Source organism: Streptomyces sp. NPDC007875 (assembly GCF_042868035.1).
Classification (GTDB): domain Bacteria; phylum Actinomycetota; class Actinomycetes; order Streptomycetales; family Streptomycetaceae; genus Streptomyces; species Streptomyces antimycoticus.
In genome coordinates this window covers 45,344-66,203 of the sequence record NZ_JBIADZ010000016.1, presented here as the reverse complement: position 1 = coordinate 66,203, position 20,860 = coordinate 45,344, and the positions used below count along the sequence as shown (strand labels likewise).

Annotated in this window: 17 protein-coding genes; 10 read left to right on the top strand and 7 right to left on the bottom strand. The window is 70.7% G+C overall.

All coding sequences use genetic code 11. The features are described 5' to 3' along the window. Positions 1–358 precede the first annotated feature (358 nt). Positions 359–1,270 (bottom strand): NUDIX domain-containing protein, encoded by a 912-nt coding sequence (locus ACFYOY_RS29355; protein WP_351885452.1) that lies wholly within the window; start codon positions 1,268–1,270, stop codon positions 359–361. 388 nt (positions 1,271–1,658) lie between these two features. Between ACFYOY_RS29355 and ACFYOY_RS29350 the strand changes: the two genes are divergently transcribed. After that, positions 1,659–2,087, top strand: coding sequence for a VOC family protein (locus ACFYOY_RS29350; RefSeq protein WP_351885454.1), 429 nt, complete (start codon positions 1,659–1,661; stop codon positions 2,085–2,087). Between the two features lie 111 nt (positions 2,088–2,198). Next, a complete protein-coding gene (locus ACFYOY_RS29345) occupies positions 2,199–5,045 on the top strand; it encodes an NACHT domain-containing protein (protein ID WP_351885457.1) in 2,847 nt (948 codons plus the stop codon). A gap of 568 nt (positions 5,046–5,613) precedes the next feature. Here ACFYOY_RS29345 and ACFYOY_RS29340 read toward each other — a convergent pair. Together ACFYOY_RS29340 and ACFYOY_RS29335 are read right to left on the bottom strand one after the other, a co-directional pair. Beyond that, complete coding sequence (locus ACFYOY_RS29340) at positions 5,614–6,354, bottom strand: type 1 glutamine amidotransferase domain-containing protein (protein WP_351885459.1); 741 nt, start codon at positions 6,352–6,354, stop codon at positions 5,614–5,616. Between the two features lie 118 nt (positions 6,355–6,472). Continuing rightward, a complete protein-coding gene (locus tag ACFYOY_RS29335; protein WP_388590546.1) occupies positions 6,473–7,303 on the bottom strand; it encodes an endonuclease I family protein in 831 nt (276 codons plus the stop codon). Between the two features lie 337 nt (positions 7,304–7,640). Between ACFYOY_RS29335 and ACFYOY_RS29330 the strand changes: the two genes are divergently transcribed. Beyond that, the gene (locus ACFYOY_RS29330; RefSeq protein ID WP_388590544.1) at positions 7,641–8,333 is read left to right on the top strand and encodes a ribonuclease H; all 693 of its coding nucleotides are present in this window, start codon (positions 7,641–7,643) and stop codon (positions 8,331–8,333) included. Positions 8,334–8,439: 106 nt separating this feature from the next. Here ACFYOY_RS29330 and ACFYOY_RS29325 read toward each other — a convergent pair whose 3' ends face one another. Next, positions 8,440–9,261 (bottom strand): maleylpyruvate isomerase family mycothiol-dependent enzyme, encoded by an 822-nt coding sequence (locus ACFYOY_RS29325; protein ID WP_351885468.1) that lies wholly within the window; start codon positions 9,259–9,261, stop codon positions 8,440–8,442. Positions 9,262–9,333: 72 nt separating this feature from the next. Beyond that, complete coding sequence (locus ACFYOY_RS29320; RefSeq protein ID WP_388590542.1) at positions 9,334–10,296, bottom strand: zinc-dependent alcohol dehydrogenase family protein; 963 nt, start codon at positions 10,294–10,296, stop codon at positions 9,334–9,336. 159 nt (positions 10,297–10,455) lie between these two features. On the opposite strand from ACFYOY_RS29320, the gene ACFYOY_RS29315 reads away from it, so the two are divergent. From ACFYOY_RS29315 to ACFYOY_RS29305, 3 genes are all read left to right on the top strand, one after another. Further along, entirely contained in the window at positions 10,456–11,091 is a 636-nt protein-coding gene (locus ACFYOY_RS29315) for a helix-turn-helix domain-containing protein (protein WP_351885474.1), read from the top strand. Positions 11,092–11,156: 65 nt separating this feature from the next. Continuing rightward, positions 11,157–11,915: an iron chelate uptake ABC transporter family permease subunit gene (locus ACFYOY_RS29310; protein WP_388590540.1), complete on the top strand. Its 759-nt coding sequence runs from the start codon at positions 11,157–11,159 to the stop codon at positions 11,913–11,915. Positions 11,916–12,229: 314 nt separating this feature from the next. Next, positions 12,230–13,183, top strand: coding sequence for a squalene/phytoene synthase family protein (locus ACFYOY_RS29305; protein WP_351885616.1), 954 nt, complete (start codon positions 12,230–12,232; stop codon positions 13,181–13,183). 74 nt (positions 13,184–13,257) lie between these two features. Here the strand turns inward: ACFYOY_RS29305 and ACFYOY_RS29300 are convergent, their stop codons facing one another. Further along, entirely contained in the window at positions 13,258–13,911 is a 654-nt protein-coding gene (locus tag ACFYOY_RS29300) for a hypothetical protein (protein ID WP_351885477.1), read from the bottom strand. A gap of 303 nt (positions 13,912–14,214) precedes the next feature. Here ACFYOY_RS29300 and ACFYOY_RS29295 point away from each other — a divergent pair, with 303 nt between their 5' ends. The 3 genes from ACFYOY_RS29295 (at position 14,215) to ACFYOY_RS29285 (ending at position 17,400) form a co-directional block, all read left to right on the top strand. Continuing rightward, a complete protein-coding gene (locus ACFYOY_RS29295) occupies positions 14,215–15,450 on the top strand; it encodes a cytochrome P450 (RefSeq protein WP_388590537.1) in 1,236 nt (411 codons plus the stop codon). 59 nt (positions 15,451–15,509) lie between these two features. Continuing rightward, entirely contained in the window at positions 15,510–16,157 is a 648-nt protein-coding gene (locus ACFYOY_RS29290) for a TetR/AcrR family transcriptional regulator (RefSeq protein WP_351885483.1), read from the top strand. Between the two features lie 133 nt (positions 16,158–16,290). After that, positions 16,291–17,400, top strand: a complete 1,110-nt coding sequence (locus ACFYOY_RS29285; RefSeq protein WP_351885486.1) for a zinc-binding dehydrogenase — start codon at positions 16,291–16,293, stop codon at positions 17,398–17,400. A gap of 60 nt (positions 17,401–17,460) precedes the next feature. Here the strand turns inward: ACFYOY_RS29285 and ACFYOY_RS29280 are convergent, their stop codons facing one another. After that, positions 17,461–18,261: an aminoglycoside adenylyltransferase domain-containing protein gene (locus tag ACFYOY_RS29280; protein WP_351885488.1), complete on the bottom strand. Its 801-nt coding sequence runs from the start codon at positions 18,259–18,261 to the stop codon at positions 17,461–17,463. A gap of 112 nt (positions 18,262–18,373) precedes the next feature. On the opposite strand from ACFYOY_RS29280, the gene ACFYOY_RS29275 reads away from it, so the two are divergent. Beyond that, entirely contained in the window at positions 18,374–19,822 is a 1,449-nt protein-coding gene (locus ACFYOY_RS29275) for an MFS transporter (protein WP_351885491.1), read from the top strand. The last annotated feature ends 1,038 nt before the right edge of the window (positions 19,823–20,860 follow it).

Sequence of the window (20,860 nt, the reverse complement as noted above, 5' to 3'; positions counted from 1 at the left end):
CCCGCGAGGGAGGACCGGCCCAACGCCCGGTAGATTCCGACGGGCAACGCATTCGCCAGCGCGTCGCTGACGGGGGCACCGGCCGACGCCCAATGCGGATCACGGCCCAGCGCCAGCGCTTCGGCACCGTCCAGGGCGGCGACCCCATGCGGGCCCGAGCGGCGCAACCACACCGTCGTGGGCGCGCACATACAGGGCGCCGGTCTCCTCTCGGTCGCCGGTCTGCAGCCCGGTGAGGGCCTTGCGCAGCAGCTTTGGCCCGTGGCGCCGAGCGGCCATGTGGTCCGCGTCCCCGGCCCCAAGGAACCGAAACCGGGGGCTGGGGGACCGACGACACGTGGGGCGATGCGGCCGGGGGTCAGCTCCATCCCATCTCGGTGTAGAGGCGTCCCGCCCTGATCCCGGCGATCGCGGCCCGGGCGTAGGCGACGGTCGGCTCCGGCAGGCCGTCCAGCGGCCACCAGTCCCAGCCGACGCACTTGTCCGGCTCCAGGAGTTCCGGCTCGCCCCGCCACCGCCGGGCGCGGAGGACCATCTGCATGCGTGGCTGGGTGCCGGGAGCGTCGATGAGGTGAACGGCATGCGCGAACTCCACGTCCTCGGGCTCGATCACCAGACCCGCCTCCTCCTGGGCCTCCCGGATCAGGCAGGCGACGGCGGACTCCTGCTCGCAGTGGCCGGCCAGGAAGTGGTACGTGGATGGCGCGTACGCCGAGTCGGGGTGGCGAAGCCCGAGCAGGACCTTGCCGTCGCGCTCCAGATACAGATGCACGCCGACGACATGGGGCACGGCCCGCCCGCCGCGGCGAGCGTCGGGTGCCCGCCGGGGCCCCCTGGGCGCGGGGATGACGGCGTCCGCCTGGTGGTGGGCGATGATGTCGGCCACCCAGGGCGCCATGGTCAGTTGTGCGGTGGTCGAGGCGTCGAAGAAGGCGAACATGATGCCCTCCGTCACCGGCAGGCGCGCGGGATCACCGTCCCAGCACCCCAGGAAGACCTGGATATGTCCTGTGGCGACGCCGTCTCTCCCGGTGCACTCGACGACGGTGTACGGAGTCAGCCCGTCGATGGTGAGCCCGGCCTCCTCCATCAGCTCGCGCGCGATCGCCTCCGAAGGCGTCTCGGCCCCCTCCCGGGCGCCGCCGGGAAGCGACCAGGTGCCCGGGTCGCAGATGGGCTTGTGCGCGTCGCGGAGATGGAGCAGGTACTGACCGCGCCGGTTGAGCAGCAGCGCGGCCGTCTGACGCGGGTCGGCAGCAGTCGTGGGCATGGGGACCGCCTTCGCATACGGAGGGGAGCGGGGCAACAGAAGGGGACGGAGCCGGAGTGCCGTCGGGGGCGCAAGGGAGCGATTCGGCCTGGTGGCATATGGGTCGGACAGCGTGGCGTTCGGACATGTGCTCGGATCAACGAGTGCCCCCGCATCGCGTCACGGCCCTGCGCCACCGCCAACTGCCCCTGGGGCCGGAGGGGCGGGCGCTGCTAGAGTCAGCAAGGTGACTGCCGGGTCGGCCATGGGCCACGCACGAGTGAGGCGCCCGGCCTCGGCGTGAGTCCAAGGCGGGCCAGAGCCCCGCCCCTTCCTCCGTGTCATTCCTCCTGGCGCCCGTACGTGGCGCCGGTTCCGGCGGATTCCACGATGCGGAGACACACCACAGATGCCCCACCAAACGCAGCCCCCACACGACTCCGAGCCCCGGGCCACCGTCGTTCAGCTGAATCACACCGCCGTCTACGCCCACGATCGGCAGCTGTCCGCCGAGTTCATCGCCGCGATTCTGGGGGTGGAGGTCGGCGCCCCGTTGGGCCCGTTTCTGCCCGTCGATCTCGGCAACGGCGTGACGCTCGACTATTACGAGAAGCGCGACGAGCCCATACAGCCGCAGCACTACGCGTTCCTCGTGCCCGATGAGCAGTTCGACGCCATGATCGCGCGCCTGGAAGCGGTCGGCGTCACCTACTACGCCGATCCTGGCCACACCGACTCCGGACGGATCAACCGTCTCTTCGGGGGCCGTGGCGCGTACTTCGACGATCCCGGTGGCCACAACATGGAGATCATCACCCGGCCCTATATCCGCCCCTAGCCACGGGGGGAGTCGGCCACCGGTGGCGCGCCCGAAAGGGCGCCCCGCCGGGCTGTACACCCGCGCGGCGCCTGCGTCACCATGTGCGGGGGGATGCGTAAGGGGGAGCGCATGCAGGGCGAGCCGGTGGCGCGCAACGAGTTCTCCGGTACCGCGCACACGGTGATCCAGGCGCACACCATCTACGGCGGTATCCACTTCAGCGACGGCCGCCGCCCGGTCACCGGCCTTCGGCTCGCAGGTCAACTGCTGCTCGCGGGCTGCTCGGTGGCGGTGGGCGCGGGTCTGTTCGCGCTCAGGGCACGGGACGACGGGGACGTTTCCGCGCTGCCCGGTTCGATGCTCGGGCCGGCGGCAATGGCACTGGCCACGTTCGGCGTGTGGCTGGCAGTCCGCGCCATCCTGCGCCACCGCCGCTCCAGGGTCCTGTGGGGCGACCTCTCCGGCTCGGAGCTGGACGCGGCTGCTGACCGGCTCGCGAGCGCCGTACGGGAGCAGTTGGGCCGGGAGGAGCGGCTGCGCCGCCTCCAGGATCCGGCGCCGATCCCGGTCCGCTGGGACACCGCCCGCCAGGACCTGATCGACCACTGGGTGAACGTCACCGGCGGCGGCCCGGTCGATCTCGGCGGGCGGTTCGAGGAGATCGCCGATGTTCTCGACCGGGTGCCGTCGGGCCGGCTCGTCGTACTCGGCCCGGCCGGTACCGGGAAGTCCGTGCTCATGGTCCGTCTCGCACTCGACCGCCTCGACCGCCTCGAACGCCGCGCCCCCGGCGAGAGGATCCCGGTGATCCTGCCCCTCGCCACCTGGCGGCCCCAGGCCCAGCCCGACCTATGGGAGTGGGCTGCCGAGTTGCTGGGCACCCGCTACGCCTCACTGGCCACCGGCACGGCCTCCGCACGCGACATCGCACGCGAACTGCTGCGCACCGGCCGCTTGTTGCCCATCCTCGACGGATTCGACGAACTGCCCGCGGCGGTGCGGCCGCAGGCCCTGCGCACCCTGAACGGAACTCTCGACCGGGCCGCACAGATCGTCCTCACCAGCCGCGAGGGCGAGTACCGCGCCGCGGCGGGGGAGGCGCGTGTGCTCACCGGCGCCGCCGCAGTCAGCGTGCGCCCGCTCACCCTCGCCGACCTCACGGCCTATCTCTCCCGCACCGCCGCCCCGTCCCCCAGAGCCGACAGTTCCTGGCGGCAGGTGCTCGATCCCCGCACGACCGACCCGGCGCGCGCGGCGCGGGCCCGGGTACTGGGCGAGGCGCTGGCCACCCCGCTGATGGCGTCGCTGGCCCGCAAGGCGTACAGCGACACCGGACGGAACCCGGCCGAACTGCTGGACACCAGCCGCTTCCCCGACAGCGCGGCCATCGAGGCACACCTCCTCGACCAGTTCGTGCCCGCCGTCTACGACGCCTCCCTCGCCGCCGCGAGCCCGGGGCGCCGCTGGGACGCCGAGGACGCACACCGCTGGCTCACCTTCCTCGCCCGCCACGCCCGGACCCTGGGCACCCCGGAGGTGACCTGGTGGAGCCTGCCACGCGCGCTGCCGTGGCCGGTACGCCACGCGGCGGTGATCGCGGCCATGGCGATGGGCCTGGTGGCGCTGACCCCCACCGGCTACAGCCGGCCCGTGGAGGGGCCGCTCGGCATGGGTTCGCCGCCCCTGTTCGCCGTGGCGGCCCTCTTCGGTGTCATCGCCGTCATCGACGACGCGGTGGACACCCCGCAGCCCCGCACACTCAGGGCCCGCGGCCGGATCCCCCTCCTCCTGCGGAGGACGACAGCCGTCGTCCCGTTCGCGGTCTTCGTGGTCATGGCCGCCACGGCGGCGGACCTGCGGTCGTCGCTGTACGCGGTGGTCCCGCTGGTACTGCTCGTGGGCGGCGCGGTCTGGCAGGACACCGCCGACCACGCCCTGGCCCGCAGTCCGCGAGCGCTGCTGCGCTCGGACCGCCGGACCGTACTGGCGCTGCCCGGCACGCGCGCCTTCGCGGACTCTCGCCATGCCTGCGCCGCGGCGCTGTGCCTCCTGTCGCCGCTGGCGCTGTTCCTGAGCCAACAGGTCACGACGTACTACCCTCCGGGCGTGACGCCCCCCGCTCACAGCGAGAAACTGGTCACCGGCGGGGACTGGTTGCTGGTGTGCCTGGCCGGCGCGGCGGCACTGCTCCTCTACGGATTCGCCTTTTCGGCGTGGGGGAAGTTCGCCGTCGCCAGACTCTGGCTGGCCGCCACCGGCCGTCTCCCCTGGCACCTGATGGAATTCCTGGAGGACGCCTGCCAACGTGGCGCTCTCCGCCAGACCGGCGGTGTTCTGTCCTTCCGGCACCGCACGCTCCAGGACCGGCTGGCACCACCCCGGCCGAGCCCGCCGACCTCCACCCCGAAACCCGATGCACCCTCACCATGGCAGGTGATCCTCCCCGCCCTGTCCCCGTTCGTGCTCTGCCTGATGCTGCCGGGGCTGATCATCACACTCAACACCCCGGACGACGAACGCCACCGGTCTGTCCCCGACGCCTGCGAACTGGTGGACGAGCACCTGGCCGCCCGGGCCATACCCCGACCGGAAGCGACGACCCGGGAACCCTTCAGCCAGACGCAGTCGCGCTGCTACTGGGCCACAGACGGTGAGATGACCCCCGGCATCTACTTGATAGTCACCATCGGGCGGGCGGAAGCGGGTCAGAGCGCTGTCCAGGAAGCCGTGATGGCGTTCCGCAACGCGGACACCATCAGCACAGAGCACGACAGCGGCCGCAGAACGACCCTGGAACTCGGGCAGGAAGCGGTCTGGCGGCGATTCGACAGCGGCGGCCAAGTGCTGGTGCGCCAGGACAACATCGTCCTCGACCTGAACATGTACGGAGTCGGCCCCAGCGTCGGCGCACGGCTGCCCGCGTACGCCGAGGAGGTGCTGCACCGGGCGCTGACGAAAGCCCGGCGCAGCAGCTGACCCTCAGGGGCTTGCGTCGGCCGGGCTCGCATCCCGGACGGCCTTTGGTGTGTGTTTTTCTTCCGTTTCCCTCGCCGCCGCACACCGTGCGTTTCCATGAGTGCGAGTGAATCCCACCCCTGGCCTGCGCATCATTCAAAGGCCCCTAGACTGTCTCGCAATCCTCACGTTGATCGGAGCACGACATGCGTCGCCTTGCCCTTGCCCTCCTGGCATGTTCAGCCCTCACACTCGCCGGGTGCGCGCAGGACTTTGACCGGGGGCCTGATGGGACAGTCAGCGACAAGGTCAAGGACGGGAAGAAGTTCTACTTGGTTGTCGATCCGGCCAAGGGTGGCGACGAGAAGAAGTTCCGCGTCAGCAAGTACGACTACCACGACTGCAACCGGGGCTCGAAGTACCCCAAGTGCGTTGACGACTAAGCGCTGTTGAGCCTCAGCGTATTCACCGTCGGCCCTGACACTCCGCCCATGTGCCGGGGCCGACTGCCATTGTCGGCGCTTTCCTGGCCTGCCCGGGAGGGGCGGGGCAGCGCCGGTTTATACGTTCGCCGCGGGGGTTGGGTCGTTCAGGTGAGCAGCTCGGCGAAGCGCCGCGCGAAGAGGTAGGCGTCGCCGGGCCAGCGGGCGGACAGGTATCGGCCGTCCTGAACGACGAAGGCGGGGGCGTCGTCGGTGGCCGTGCCGCGGCGTCGTAGCTCGATGGGTCCGCGTTCGAACTGGGCGGGGTCGTTCAGGGCGGCGACGACCTCGTCCTGGACGTAGGCCGGATAGGTGCGGTAGTAGCGGCCGCGGCGCCAGGCCGTGAGGTAGTAGGCGGTCCGCTCCATGTACGCGGGCAGGCAGGTGGTGCGCCGGTCGGCGAGGAGGCTGCGGCCGGTGGCCGGGTCGTTGGTGCGAGCCAGGGTGAGGACGCCGTGGCATATGGCGCCGACCGGGCGGTCCAGCCGCCAGAATTCCGCGATCTTCTCGCGCAGGACGTCGGAGCCGAGGTACTGGCGCATCCCCGGGGCGTGGCCGCCGGGCAGGATCAGCCCGTCGTACGCCTCGGGCTCGAGGTTCGCCCACGCGAGGGGGTGACGGAAGGCGGTCGCGTCGGTGAGCTGCCGGTAGAACTCCTTGGGCTCGGGCTCCGCGCCGAGTTGCCCGAAGAGCACCCCGGTGATCAGCAGCGGATCGGCGGCCGGCGGGACGTGGCCGTGTTCAGTGGCGATCACCACCTCATGGCCGAGGTCGGTCAGGAGCTTCCAGGGCACGGCCACCTCGGTGACGTCGAAGTCCCGGTCGGGCAGCGGCAAGAGAATACGCACGGGGACTGCCTACCACAGGGGCCCCGGCCGTCCGGAGCCAGGTGGCATGGAGGCCGTCGCGGCCGACGCCCCTGCCTCGGCGCATGCGTCGGGACAGGGGCGGGGGCGGAGCCGTGGGCTACTTCCAGATGGAGTCGACCCATTCGGGGTGGTCGATGAACGGGTTCCGGTTGTGCTGGAAGCTGTCGTAGATGACCTGGTTGCGGTTCTCCTCGAAGGCGTCGGGCGGGTCCTCGGCGCTCCACTCCTTCAGTACGGACAGGCGGCCGATATGGGGCGCGGAGCCGTTGTCGACGTTGTCGTTGGGCTCGAGGTCGGCGAAGCCGTCGTCTCCGTCGTAGCGGACGGCCATGTAGAGGATCATCCGGGCGACATCGCCCTTGACCTGATCACGGGGTTCGAAGGAGTCGTCGTCGGTGCGGTTGCCGGGGGCGTCGGGCACGTCCTGGCCGCCGTTGTCGAAGTCCTTGTTGCCGCGGATGCTGTTCACCGTGACGTTGGTGGGGCGCAGGTGGTGCAGGTCGGTGCCGGGCCCGGTGGCCGTGCCGAAGTCGCCGTGCGACTTCGCCCAGACGTGCTCGCGGTTCCAGTCGTCGGGGTTGCCGCCGCTCGCGTCCTTGGACTGGGAGCGGCCGGAGTAGAGGAGGATGACGTTCGACGGGTTGTCGGGGTCCTCGTCCGTGGACTTCAGCGCGTCCCATACCTCGTCGTAGGACACCTTGGTCTGGTCGCTGATGATCGTGTGCAGCGCCGCCTTCAGCTCCGGGCCGCTCTTGCCCATCGCGTCCTGGTAGTAGGTGTCGTCCAGCGCCTGCACGGCCGTGGGCCGGTTGGTGTCGGTCGCGGCCGGTGTGTTGGCGGCGGCGACCGAAGGAGCGGCGATACCGGCCACGGCCACTACGGCCAGCAGGGGAAGGCGCCGTGATCGGCTCGGGCGATGAGTGGACATGATGTGGGGGGTGTCCTCTCCTAGATGTGTACCCGGACCGCCAACCGGCGCCGCGAGTACGGATGTTCAAGGCACAAGCTCTGGGAGATTCCCATGCGCGAAGCCCGAACGCGTGTACATAGTGTGCCCGTTCGGTGCGGATCCGATGAACGCCCTGTGGCAAAGGGAGGACCGGCCGACGTCGACCGCGGCTCGCGTGAGGACTCGCGTGAGGAGCGGGAGTCTGCGGCCGTGAGGAGCGGGAGCGGGCGGCTCGGCCCACCATTGGCACAGCCCCCAGACCGCCGATGACCAGGTCTCCGCCGTGCCGGATGAGGGGTGCTGGCAGTATCGACGTATGGCTGAACAGATCATCGCCGCGTGTGACGGGGCATCGAAGGGAAACCCCGGGCCCGCGGCCTGGGCATGGGTCGTCGCGGGCACCGACGGTGCGGTGGAGCGCTGGGAGGCCGGGCCGCTTGGCACCGCGACCAACAACGTGGCCGAGCTCACCGCATTGCAAAGGCTGTTGGAGTCCACCGAGGCGGCCGTGCCGCTGCAGGTGCGCATGGACTCGCAGTACGCGATGAAGGCGGTCACCACATGGCTGCCCGGGTGGCGGAAGAAGGGGTGGAAGACCGCCTCGGGATCGCCGGTGGCCAACCGCGAGCTCGTGATGCGTATCGACGAGCTCCTGGACGGCCGCAAGGTGGAATTCGTCTATGTTCCGGCGCACCAGGTCGACGGGGACCCGTTCAACGCGGCCGCCGACCGGGCGGCCAGTCACACCGCCCGCACTCAGCAGCCCGCGGGCACCTCGCTCGGCTCCGCCCTGCCACCGCCCGAGGCCCGGACGACGACACGCTCAGCGGGCCGCGGTGGCACGGCGCGCCCGCGCACGACCACGGCACAGCGGGGGACAGGCATCCGCTCCAAGGCGTCCATCAAGGCGAAGTTCCCCGGCCGGTGCCGCTGCGGCACGCCTTACGCCAAGGGCGAGACGATCAGCAAGAACTCCGACGGTTGGGGCCATCCGGCCTGCGCCGCCTGAGCCACGGCGCATCCGTGGCCGCGGGCTGTCCGATCCAGCCCAGTCCAGTCCGCTCCGATCCCAGTCCGGGGGAGGGCGGTCCGCTCCGATCCGGTCCCCGGCCGGATCAGGGCGCGGTGAAGAGTGTGGGAAACCGTGGCGCGAGCCAGGGCTTCCGGCCCCAGGCGAGGACGTGGCCCCTGGCGGCGGCGCCCCACGGGCCGAGGCGGCCCAGCGCCATCAGGAGGAAGGCGACGGGCTCGGTGAGGATGGTGCAGTCCGGGCGGCTCGGTGGGTGCGGGGTGACGGTCACCGCCCCGTCGGTGAAGGTCGTGCCGAAGCGGGCGCCGCCTCTGAGGCGGACGGTGAAGCGGGCGGTGAGCCCGGCGGTGGCCGTGGTGTCGACCACCCGTGGCATGGCCGTGATCAGGAAGGGCAGGGTCAGCTCGACCCGGTCCCGGTTGATCATATGCGGGCGGCCCAGCGCGCGGGCGAGGTCATAGCCGTGGCCGAGCATATGGGTCAGCAGATACGACCCCAGTACGTCCAGGCTCATCGGGCCCATCGGCGTGATCAGCTCTCCGGGTGACGCGGGCCGGGCCGCCGACCGGAGGAAGGCATCGGCCTGCTCCACGATCATGGCGGCCAGCGGCTCGGCCCGGCGCTCGGCGAACGCGGCGAGCGCGAGCTGGTTGGCCTCGGCCAGCCCGTGCGGCGTGCCGTCCCCGTAGCTGCGTGTCCTCCCGTCCGCGAGGTGCGCCATCAGCTCGTTGGCCTGTGCCAGATGCGCCGCCGCCTCCCCGACCGTCCACTGTGACCCGGGCACCGGAGCCCCGGTGTCGGGTGCGGCGCGCAGCGTTGTGGCGATGTCGGCCGCGGTGGCGCGTATCGCCTCCTCCAGCCCCGAGGGCCACGTGCCGCCGTCGCCCTGCCCGCTCACGGATTCCACGCGCCCTCCCTGCACCGAGCCGGGGAACTTCCCCGGGGTACGAACCCTGTCACGGCCCCACGGCCGCCACGATCACGGTGTCAGCACGATCCTGCCGAACACCTCACCGGCGTCCATCTTCTGGTGTGCCAGCACGGCGTCCTCCAACGGCAGCAGCTCATGGACCACCATGGGCAGCTCGCCGCGGCTTGCGGCAGCGAACTGCTCGGTCCGCACCGCACGTCGATCGGCTTCGGTCACGGTGTCGGCGCTGAAGGTGGCGAAGGACATCGACTTCTGGAACGCCGCCATCATCGTCATGCCGAAGTCCGCCGGCGGCCGGCCTCCGACCATGCCGACGGCCACCATGCGACCGTTCGGGTTGAGCTTGCCGAAGAAGGAAGGCATGTCCGCACCGGCGACGATGTCGATGATGACGTCGTAGCCCTCGGGGGCGTCCTGGCCACCCTCGCCCGAGCGGTCCAGCACATGGGTCGCGCCGAGCTTGCGCAGACGATCGCCACGCTCGGCCGACGACGTCGTGACCGCCACCGCGCCGGCACCGCCACGAGCCGCGAGCTGGACCGTCATGATCCCGATGCTGCCGGCCGCGCCGCGCACCAGCACTGACTCGCCAGGAGCGAAGTGGGCATGGGCAAGGCCGAAGTGGGCCACCACTCCGGAGCTCCCGAGCGTCACCGCGTCGACAGGCGACAGGTTCGCGGGGAGGGTCAGGATCTCCTCGACCGAGGCGATCGCCTGTTCGACGTAGCCGCCACTCACGCCGGTGAACGCCCATACGCGCTGACCGATCCATGACGGGTCGACGCCGCCGCCGACCGCGGTCACGGTGCCCGCTACCTCGCTGCCGGGGATATGGCCTTCCTTGAAGCCGTAGGAGGCCAGAACACCGCTGCGGATCAGGACGTCGACGCCACCGACGCCGATCGCCTCATTGGCGATGAGCACCTGCCCCTCGGCGGGAGTAGGGGCGGGGAGGTCGATGAGTGCCAGACCTTCGGGGCGTCCGAACGCCTGGATCGCGACTGCCTTCAATGTCGTCTCCTTGTCCTGGGGCGGCCGGGATCGAATGGGACCGGTCGGGACCGGCCGACCCCCGTCCCGGCGCCGAGGGGCCGCACTCGGAGAAGTGCCGGGCTTCCATGCCTTCGGACGCTAACGGACGCCCCCGTCCGTTTGGCTAAAGTGAGAGTGGTGACCGACCGTTTGCCTCACCCCCTGCGCTCCGACGCCCTGGACAACCGCGAACGCATCCTCGACGCGGCCCGCGCGCTGTTCGCCACCGAAGGTCTGAACGTGCCGATGCGGGAGATCGCCCGGCACGCCGGGGTCGGCCCCGCCACCCTGTACCGCCGTTTCCCGACCAAGCAGATGCTGGCCACCGAAGCCTTCGCGGACGAGATGCGCGCATGCCACGTCTTCGTCGACGAGGGGCTCGCCGAGCCGGACCCGTGGCGTGGCTTCTGCCTCGTGATCGAGAAGACCTGTGAGCTGCACGCACGCAGCCGAGGCTTCACCGAAGCCTTCATGTCGGCCTTCCCCGACGCGATGGACTTCTCCGCGGAGCGTGCGTACGCACTGAAGTCGATCGCCGAACTGGCCCACCGCGCCAAGGACGCCGGCCATCTGCGCCCCGACTTCGTCCTGGACGACCTGATCCTCATGCTCATGGCCAACAGGGGCATCCACACCACATCGAAGGCCACCCGGGTCGCGGCCTCCCGGCGCTTCGCCGCGCTCGTCATCCAGGCATTCCGTGCCTCCCCGCAGCACTCACCGCTCCCGCCGGTGGCACGGTTGGCACCCGCTGCACCAGGCAAGATCATGTGAAGACACCATCGAGGACCTGTCCGGGCGACGACCGTCGTGCGGACCGGCCCCGCGGCCCCTCCCACGTGCGGGCCCCAAGCGCAGCCCGGCCCGGAGAAGTCACCGTGCTGGTGGGTCCGAACGGCAGCGGGAAGTCGACGCTCCTGGGCACGATCGCGCGGTTGCGGCGGCCCAGGGCCGCCACACTCGTCCTGGACGCCGACACCGACGGGCCGGCCCTCAGCCCTCGTGAGTTCTCGCGCCGCGTCGCCCTGCTGACCCAGGGGCGTCCCATGCCCAGCGGGCAGACCGTACGGGACGTCGTGGAGTTCGGCCGCTATCCGTACCGGAGCCGCTGGAGCAAGGCGGACCCGGACGGCAGGGTCGCCGTCGAGCGAGCCCTCGCCATGACGGGGGTCACGGAAGTGGCGGGCGCCGCTCTCCAGGCGGTCAGCCGCAACGTCCTCGCATCCCCCGACACCCTCGCGGTGAACGCGGGCTCCTGCCTGGCCCTCGGCCTGGCCGCCGTCACCGGCACCTCGCTCCCGCTGCTCGCCTCCTCCGGTGTCGCGTTCATCGGCGGGCTTGTGGCGGCCGCCGTCGTGCTCGGGCTGTCGGGCTTGGGCGAGGGCACCGTCCGGCTCGTGCTCGCCGGCAGTGCCCTCGCCCTCGGCCTCACCGCCGTCACCGAAGGGCTGCTCCTGCTCTTTCCCGAGCGGAGGGAGGGCCTCTTCCAGTGGAACCAGGGCAGCATCTCCCAGAACGGGTTCGACCGCGTCGTGCAGATGGCGCCCATCGGCCTCATCGGGCTCGCCGGACTGCTGCTCCTCGCCCCCCCCGCATGAACGCCCTGACGCTCGGTGACGACGCCGCCCCCGGCCTCGGCGTCCCGGTCCGTGCCACCCGGGTCACCGTGGTCGTGCTCACGACGCTGCTCTCCGCGGCGGCCGGGCGTGCATCGAAGTGCGTGGCACGGGAGACCGAGGCGTGCCCCGTGTCTGCCTGGTGGTGCGAGATGGCGACGGTAGCCTCTACCGCGGACGGCGGCACGCAGGTACGGCGTTTTCACACGCGGGTGCGGATTGCCACCGGTTGGTCGTACGGGGGAGCGTTCTGGTGGCCGGGTCCCACCGGAGTCCGCGGACGGCCGCCAGGAGACATGAAGACATCGGGAGGGGCGGGCATGGGCCTGTGGGGCACGGCGCTGGATGCCGCGGGGATCAGTGACCCCCGGCTGCGGGAGGACTATACGCGCCAGCGGAAACTGGTGGCGGGCTACCGGCGCAGCTCCTACCTCGCCGCGCGCCTGCTGCTGCCCCCGCCGTTGCTGCCGCATCTGATCGCGGCGACCGCCTTCATGCATCGCACCGACACCCTCCTCGACAGCGGCCCCGCCGAGGAGCGCGCCGGGGCCTTCGCGGAGTGGGTGAAACAGGTGCGTGACGGCCTGGCCGGTGATGAAAGCGAGCATGCTGCCGTACGGCCGCTGCTGCACACCGTTTCCGCCCACCCAGGGCTGCGCGACCGGGTCGAGGACTTCCTCGACGCGGCCCCACTGGAGCTGGAGTTCACAGGATTCGCCACCGAAGCGGACTACCAGCGTTACGTCGACACCTATGCGCTACCGGCGTTCATGCTGATCGCCGGGCTGATCGCCGGGGAGGACACCGCGGTGGGCTACCGCGAGGCCTGCCGCGTGTACATCGACGGCAGTCAGCGCCTGGACTTCGTCAACGACCTGTCCGAAGATCTCGCCGACGGGCGCCTGAACCTGGTGCGGGAGACCCTCGACGCGCACGGTGTCACCCGCGACGACCTGGAGAACGCCCGGGACACCACCGGAACCCGGAGCCTGCTGGCGCACCTGCTCCGCCAGGCCCGTCAGTCCCTGTCCACCAGCCGGAGCCTGGTCGGCCTCGCGCCGCCCGAGGGCCGCCCGCTGTTCCGCGCCATGATCGAGATCGAGCAGCTCACGGCCACGGCGGCCGCCGCCAAGGGCCCCGGCGTCCTCCGCGCCCCCGCCCGTCCACCGCTGCCGACCACCGCTCGGGTGCTGCTCCGCGAGCGTCGCCGCGCCCGCCATCCGCGCGGAACGTGGCAGACGCTCGCGTAGATGCCGAACGTGGCACGCGCGCGCGTGAGTGCCGAGCGGGCAGCGGCACAGCTCGCCTCGTCGTCCGTGGCCTCTCAGGAAGCGCGTGCCTCGCTGGGCTCGGCCGCACCGGTGTCCCCGTTCGGGGTGGCAGTCGAATAGAAGACGGACTTCTGCTGCTTGGTGCGGTGTGCTTGGCCCTTGGCGACGAGTGATTCGAGGGTGCTGCGCACCACCGTGGGCTTGATGTCGCGTCCCGGAAGAGCCTGGGTGAGAGTGGCGGTGATCTCGGCCGCGGAGCGGGGCTCGCCGTGCTGGGTGAGGTCATCACGCACAAGCTCTCGGAGCGTGGGCGCGCCTGCTTCGCGCACGGACTTGCGGCTCGGGCGGCTACCGGCTGACGCCGCCCCCTTCCGCTTTCCGCCGGTCGCATCGGCTTTCTTCTTGGGCTTGCGCGTGGCAGGCAGCGCCACGGACTCCAGTGTCGCGGACGGACCATCCCCGGAGTCGCTGACGCCACCCTTCTCCGGTGCGCCACCAACGGCGTCGTCACCAAGAGTCTCTCGCATGCTGAGCAGAAGCGCCCGGTTGTCCTCCAGCACCGCCAACTGCTGTTGCAGTGAGGCGATTTCGGAGCTGAGACGCTCGTGCTCGGCGGAGTTGCGTTCCAGATCGGCGGCGACCTGAGCCGCGTACTGGGATTTCAGGTTGGTGTTATCGGCAGGAGTGTCCACTACAAGCTCCCTCATCTGGGCGCACACCACGTTGGTGCTGGATGGTACATCCGTGTGATTGCCACGTGGAGGCTGAGCCCGCCGTTGAGCCGGCGCGGTGGCCGCGGCCACCGCGCCAGGAGGTGCACACGCGGTCGGCCTCTCGGTGGCCGGGCTCTGACGGTCCCACAGCCTCTTGCTTCGCTCAGCCTGACACTCGTAAGGTGACGAGTGTCAGGCGGCTTGGGCCGTACGGGGGAGACGAGGACGTGTGGGTGGCGTCCACGCTTCCGTCCTGCCGGGCCGCCGACGCTTCAACTCCGCAGCAAGGAAGGCGAGATGACGACCATCGCATCCGAGGCCGCTTCCATCGAGGAAGCACCGTTCTTCCCCGCCCCGCGCACGTGTCCGTTCAGCGCGCCTTTGCAGCACACCGCGTTCCGGGAAGCCGGCGGTCTCCACAAGGTCACCATCTGGGACGGCTCCACGCATTGGCTGGCCACCCGGCACGCGGACATCCGTGCCGTCCTCTCCAGCCCGTCCTTCAGCGCCGATGTGCGCAATCCCGACTTCCCGCTGGTCCACTCCAACCAGCCCGACCACGAGGGCGGTCTGTTCCTGCGGCTGGATGACCCCGAGCACGCCCGGCTCCGGCAGATGCTCACCAAGGAGTTCAGCGTCAAGCGCACACAGGCGATGCGCGAGAACCTGCTGCGGATCACGGACGAGTTGATCGACGCCATGCTCGCCAAAGGCGGCCCGGCCGACTTCATCCGGGACTTCGCGCTACCCCTGCCCTCCCGGGCCATCTGCCTCGTCCTCGGCGTCCCTTACGAGGACCACGACCTCTTCGAGCGGCACGCCAACGCCGGGACGGACCTGGACATCAGCCACGACGAGCGCGCTCGTACACAGCGGGAGGCGTTCGCCTACTACGAGGCCCTCGTCGAGCGCAAACGCCGTGAGCCCTCGGACGACATGATCAGCCGGCTGCTGGCCCACCACACCGGCCCGGACGGGTTCGCGCCCGAGATGATGCCCGTCCTGGTCGGGATCCTGGTCGGCGCCGGGCACGAGACCACCGCCAACATGCTGAGCCTGGGCACGGTGGCGCTCCTGGTCAACCCCGACCAGCGCGACCGGCTGCGGGTCCACCCCGAGTTGGCCCCGAGCGCCGCGGAGGAGATGCTGCGCTACTGGAGCATCGTCTCCACCGATCCGCGACGTGTGGCCCTTGAAGACGTCGAAGTGGGCGGGCAGCGTGTCCGCAAGGGCGAGGGAGTCATCGTCTCGCTGATCGCGGGAAACCGGGACCCCCGTGCCTTCGGCGCCAACGAGGGCGAGTGTCCCGCGGACACGCTCGACATCGCGCGCAACGCCCGTCGCCACGTGGCGTTCGGATTCGGCTCCCACCAGTGCCTGGGCCAGAACCTGGCGCGAGTGGAGATGCAGGTCGCCTGGCCGCGGCTCTTCGAACGCATCCCCGGGCTGCGGCTCGCCATCGCCCAGGACGAGCTGCCGTTCAAGAAGAACTCCATCGTCTATGGCCTCAACTCCCTTCCGGTCACCTGGTGAGCCGGGCGGACCCCTGACGACAGAAGGACTGGCCATCGAGGTACCGCAGAATGAGGTGCATGAACGAGGACACCGCCACCGACACCACACGCAGGCGCAATCCCCGCGGCCAGGGGGACCGGCTCCGCGCGGAGATTCTGGCTGCCGTGGCACGGCTCCTTGACCAGAAACTCACGGGAAACCCACTGCCGGTGTCCCTCCGGGAGGTCGCACGCGAAGTCGGCATCGCCGCCCAGAGCATGTATCTGCACTTCGCCGACAAGGACCAGCTCGCCCGCGCCGTCGCCGAGGACGGCTACCAACGTGTCGTCGCGGCCATGTGCGACGCCGACACCCAGGCGGCCGACCACGGAGCCGACGCCGGCGAGCGCCTCCGCGCCCAGGCGAACGCCTTCTGCACCTTCGCCCGCACCGAGCGCGGTGTCATCCGCCTGATGTTCGGTCATAACTCGTCCAGCTTCGGCGAGCCCGGTCAGACGCACCCGGCCCGCCTGCTGTGGCAGCAGTGGCTGGACGCCATCCGCGCATGTGAACAGGAAGGGCTGCGCTGGCCGGACGGTGCCGAGCAGACCGCGATCCTCCTGTGGTCCGCCCTCTTCGGCCGCTTCGCCCTGTGGGCCTCCACCTTCGGGCGCCACGATGCGCAGGAGCTCACCACCTTCGTCGACCGTACCGTCGACACTCTGCTGCGCGACGGGCATCGGTGACGGGGCCTCAGGGTCTGTCGGCGGGTGCGCCGACATGGGGCAGACTGCGTGCGGCATCATGATCACTCGCCGTCCCCGTACCGGCGCGGTGACCGGCCGCTCCACCCGGCGAAGCACCTGAAAGGAACCACGGATGACCTTGGACGCAGGACCGATACGCTCCGGCGCGCACTCAACGGCAGACGCGGTGGCGGACGCGCTCCCGGCCACGATGCGCGCGGCGCGGTTCGACACGGCAGCGGGCACGCTCACCGTTGAGGATGTGCCCGTGCCCCGGCCGGGAGCGGGCGAGGTCGTGGTCAAGGTGGCCGCGTGCGGCATCTGCCAGTCGGACCTGAGCCAGCTCGACGGCCATATCGCACCCCGGCTGCCGGTGGTCACCCCCGGGCACGAGGCGTCGGGCGTGGTGGCGGCGGTCGGCGATGGCGCCGGGCACTGGAAGGCGGGCGACCGGGTGGTCCTGGGCGCGGGAAAGGCGTGCGGCACGTGTCCCGCCTGCCGGTTCGGCGGTGGCACGAACACCTGTGAGGACCTCCAGGTCATGGCCTTCCACTACGACGGGGCCTGGGCCGAGTACGTACTGACCGACGCCACCACGCTCATCGCCGTGCCCGACTCCGTACCCCTGGAACACGCCGCCGTGCTCGCCGACGCCGTGTCCACCCCGTACGGCGCCATCGACACCGCCCAGCTGCGGTCGGCCGAATCCGTGGGCATCTGGGGGCTGGGGGGCCTGGGCACCCACCTCGTGCAGCTGACCCGCATCTGCGGCGCCTCCCCGATCGTCGCCCTCGACCCCCTGCCCGCCGCGCGTGAGCGCGCCCTCGCCCTGGGGGCCGACTTCGCGCTCGACCCGACGGACGATGACACCCGGGCCAGGCTGAAGGAGATCACGGCGGGCAAGGGCCTGGACGTCGCCTTCGACTGCGTCGGGCGCACGCCCTCCTTCACCCAGGCAGAGCGTGCCCTCGGCCATCGGGGCCGCCTGGTGCTCGTCGGCATCTCTCCCGACCCGCTGTCCGTGGGCCCGGAACTCCACTTCGTGCGCAACCGCCACACCGTGATCGGACACACCGGGTATCGCATGGAGCATCTGGAGGACTTGGTCGAGCTGACCGCCCGGGGCCGTCTGGACATCTCCGGGTCGGTCAGCGCGATCCTGCCACTGGAGGAAGTGAACGAGGCCATCCGCCGGCTGCGCGACCGGGAGGGCAACCCGATCCGCATCCTGCTGCGGCCCTGAGCCGGGTCTGCTGTTGGCGAAGGCCGTTCTGCCGGTGGGCCATTCGCCTGGCCTCCCCGCTCAGGCCCCAGTCGCCCGGGCGGTCTGATCGACCCGTTCGCGTACCCAGGTCAGGAAGGTTCGCACCTCGGCGGCGGGCAGGGGGATCGCGGATGAGCGGGGGCGCTCGAAGCTGCGCACCGCGGCCTCGATGAGCGGGCGGAAGTCCTCCTCGGCCAGGGCGACTTCCCGCGCCGCCCCGCGCTTGGCCATCCAGCGACCCGTACGGCAGAACATCACCGAGCGGCAGCCGTTGAGCACACGGTTGTCCGCGAGGTGGCCTTCGCCGTCGCTGTGCTCACGGACGGAAGCGCGGATCGCGGCGAGCAGGTCCGGGCGCCGCGGCGCGGCGATCACCTCCCGCGCGGGGCGGCCGGACAGCGAGAGCCCGGTCTGATGGGCGACGGAGCGGTCGATGACGTACCAGAACGCCGGGGACCGCGCCGCGTCGAAGTCGGCGCGGTTCGGCAGCAGCGGGCCGGTGTTGAGGTCCAGAAGGTACCCGGCCGCGGCGGAGGGGCGGCTGAGGAAATCCGTTCCGTAGACCACCAGTTCCAGGCCCGCCGCCGGGCAGGGCAGGTGGGGGTGGGCGAGGGCCCCGGCCAGGTCGTGCAGGGCCGGTCCGGGCAGTGACGGCTCCACGGCGACCGTCACATCGACGTCGCTGCGCCCGTGCCGATAGTCCCGCAGTGCCAGGGAACCGACCGCGAAGACACTCACCAGATGAGGCCCGCACACCGTGCGGGTGCGCCGGACGAGTTCCTCCAGGTAGGACCGCAGTTCGGTGGGGAGGGACTGCGGATCTTCGTGAGGGTGGGCCATGTGTCCAGTATCCACGGCGTGATCCGGGCCGCAGATCCCCTCCGCGCACCCCAAGCATCCCTTATTGTGCCCTTTGTCGTAGATCCTTCGTGAGCGGGACGGAGTCGGGGACGTGGCGTTCGCGGAGTCGGCCGGTGGCGGCGAGCCCGCGTCCTCTCCTGAGCCCGGCCCCGTGTCCGGCATGCGGTCCTGGGTCCCGCTGCTGGCCGTGTGTGCCGGGTACTTCATGGTGATCCTGGACGTGACGGTCATCAACGTGGCCGTGCCGGTGATCGGCCGGGAACTGTCGGCTTCGCTCACCGGCATCCAGTGGATCACCGACGGGTACACCCTGGTCTTCGCCGGGTTCCTGTTGAGCGGCGGTGCGCTGGGGGACAGGCTGGGAAACCGCCGGATCTTCTGCACCGGCGTGGCGGTGTTCACCGTGTCCTCGGCCGGGTGCGCCTTCGCGCCGAGCGCCCCCGTCCTGATCGCTGCCCGGGTGGTGGAGGGCCTCGGTGCCGCGTTGATCGTGCCCGGCTCACTGGCCCTTCTCCAGCAGGCGTATCCGGCTCCGGCCGCCCGCTCGCGGGCCTTTGGGGTATGGGGCTCCATCGCGGGCATCGCGGCCTCGGCGGGGCCGCTGCTGGGCGGGCTGCTGGTCTCCACCGTGGGCTGGCGGTGGGTGTTCCTCATCAACCTGCCCGTCGGCGTCGCCTGCCTGGTGCTGACGCTGCGCCATGTGGCACCCTCCGACCGGCTCACCGGCCGGGCTCTGGACTGGCCGGCGCAGTGCGCGGTGGTGGCGGCAGTGGCCTCGCTGACCGCCGCGCTCAACGAGGCCGGCCGGCGTGGGTGGTCCGATCCGGTCGTCCTCGCCGGGGTGGGCCTGTCCGTACTGGCCACGATGGCGTTCCTGGCGCGCGAGCGGCTGGCCCGCTCGCCCGCCGTTCCGCCGAGCCTGCTGCGCTCGCGTGCGCTGGGCGGCGGAGCCGTCATCGGCCTGCTGTTCAACTTCGGCTTCTACGGCATGGTGTTCACCGCCAGCCTGGACTTCCAGCATCAGCGCGGCTACAGCGCCCTCGTCACCGGCCTGGCGCTGTTCCCCGCGGTGGCGATGACCATGTTCGCCTCCGTCCTGTCCGGGCGGCTGGCCCGCACGACCGGCGACCGTCCGCTGGTGTTCACCGGCATGCTTCTGGCGGGCCTGGGGCTGGCCGGCTGGGTCGCGGCGGGAACCGAGCCCGCCTACCCGCTGCTGGTGGCCCCGATGATGGCTGCGGGATTCGGCACCTCCTTCGCACTCACCGGCTCCGCCTCCACCGTCATGGGCGCCGCGCCCCCGGCGTACTCGGGGACCGCCTCCGCCCTGTTCAACACCACCCGCCAACTCGGAAGCGCCATCGGCGTGGCACTCGGTGGCACCCTGCTGGCCACGGCTGCCGACTACGGGGAGGGGCTGCGCACCAGCATGGCCATCGGCGCGCTCGCCTACCTGGCCGCCGCGGGGCTGGCATGGTTCTGCGTACCGCCGGGGCCCAAGGGCGAAACGCCTGATACGGAGGCTCGCACATCCCGCTGAGCGGTTGCCGACCCTATTACGGAACGTCGTGCGGCTGCCCGTCGTCGCGGACCCGTTGCACTCTGGTAAAGGTAAGTGACAATTCGTGGCCGGCGGTTCGGACCGTCTCGGGGCCACTGCCTCGACCTGTAATTCAGTCGAGCGAAACCGTTGTTTCGCTGCCCCCGCGGCTTCTGCCTCTGTCGTAGGCAGGATGCGCGCGTCCGTGTACGCGCGATGGCCGGGGAACCGCCCCGCGCACCCGCTCGTGGCCGAGGAGGGTGCGGAAGCCGAGGCGAGTGTGGTCGCTCCGTTCCGTGGTCGGCGTGCTCACCCCTGGAACGCCGTGGCGAATCGCCGGTCTCGAGGACGGTCCCCCCGGCCTGCCGGGCATCGGCTTGTCTCTGCCGCCGGAATCAGGTCATCGCGGCGGCCAGGTCATGGACCGCGGGCCGCCGTCGAAAAGGCACCGTTCCGTTGGCCGTTCGGCGGTGTCGCCGGTAAACGTGACCCTGCCTCATGGGTCGGCTGATTGGCCGAATATCGAAATGGTGAACGTGTCGGCCGGACCGGACCGGGCGGGCCGCGGCACGCGACCGACGCCGGCCGTGCGACCGGCCCCGGTCCCGTCGGATCGTCACAGCATGCCATCTGTGCGGTTGAATCATGCATGAATGTCCGAAAGTAAATCGGGATGAAGCGGTTTTATGGTGGCAGTACTTACGGCGAGGTGGCCGGGATTAGCATGCGACCTCGCGCGGCGGCAAGGGTGCCTGTGGGGGATTGGCTAAATCGAAATACATGATCGATTTAGGCTGAAACTAGCTGGCTGAACATCATTGCCGCTCCGGAAGAGGCCCAGATACCGTAAATGCGGGCCCCGTACGACGCGAAATGCGCAGGGAAACAAATTTCTGCCCGGGGTCCATTTCGCTGGACCCACCACTCCGGTATAGCGCAGTAAGTGAACGTATTGTCGAGGGCTTTGTCGCGCCGTCATGGCGTTTCGGAGCCCGGTCGGCGGATGAGGCCTCGCCGGAGGCCGGGACCGAAATGAGG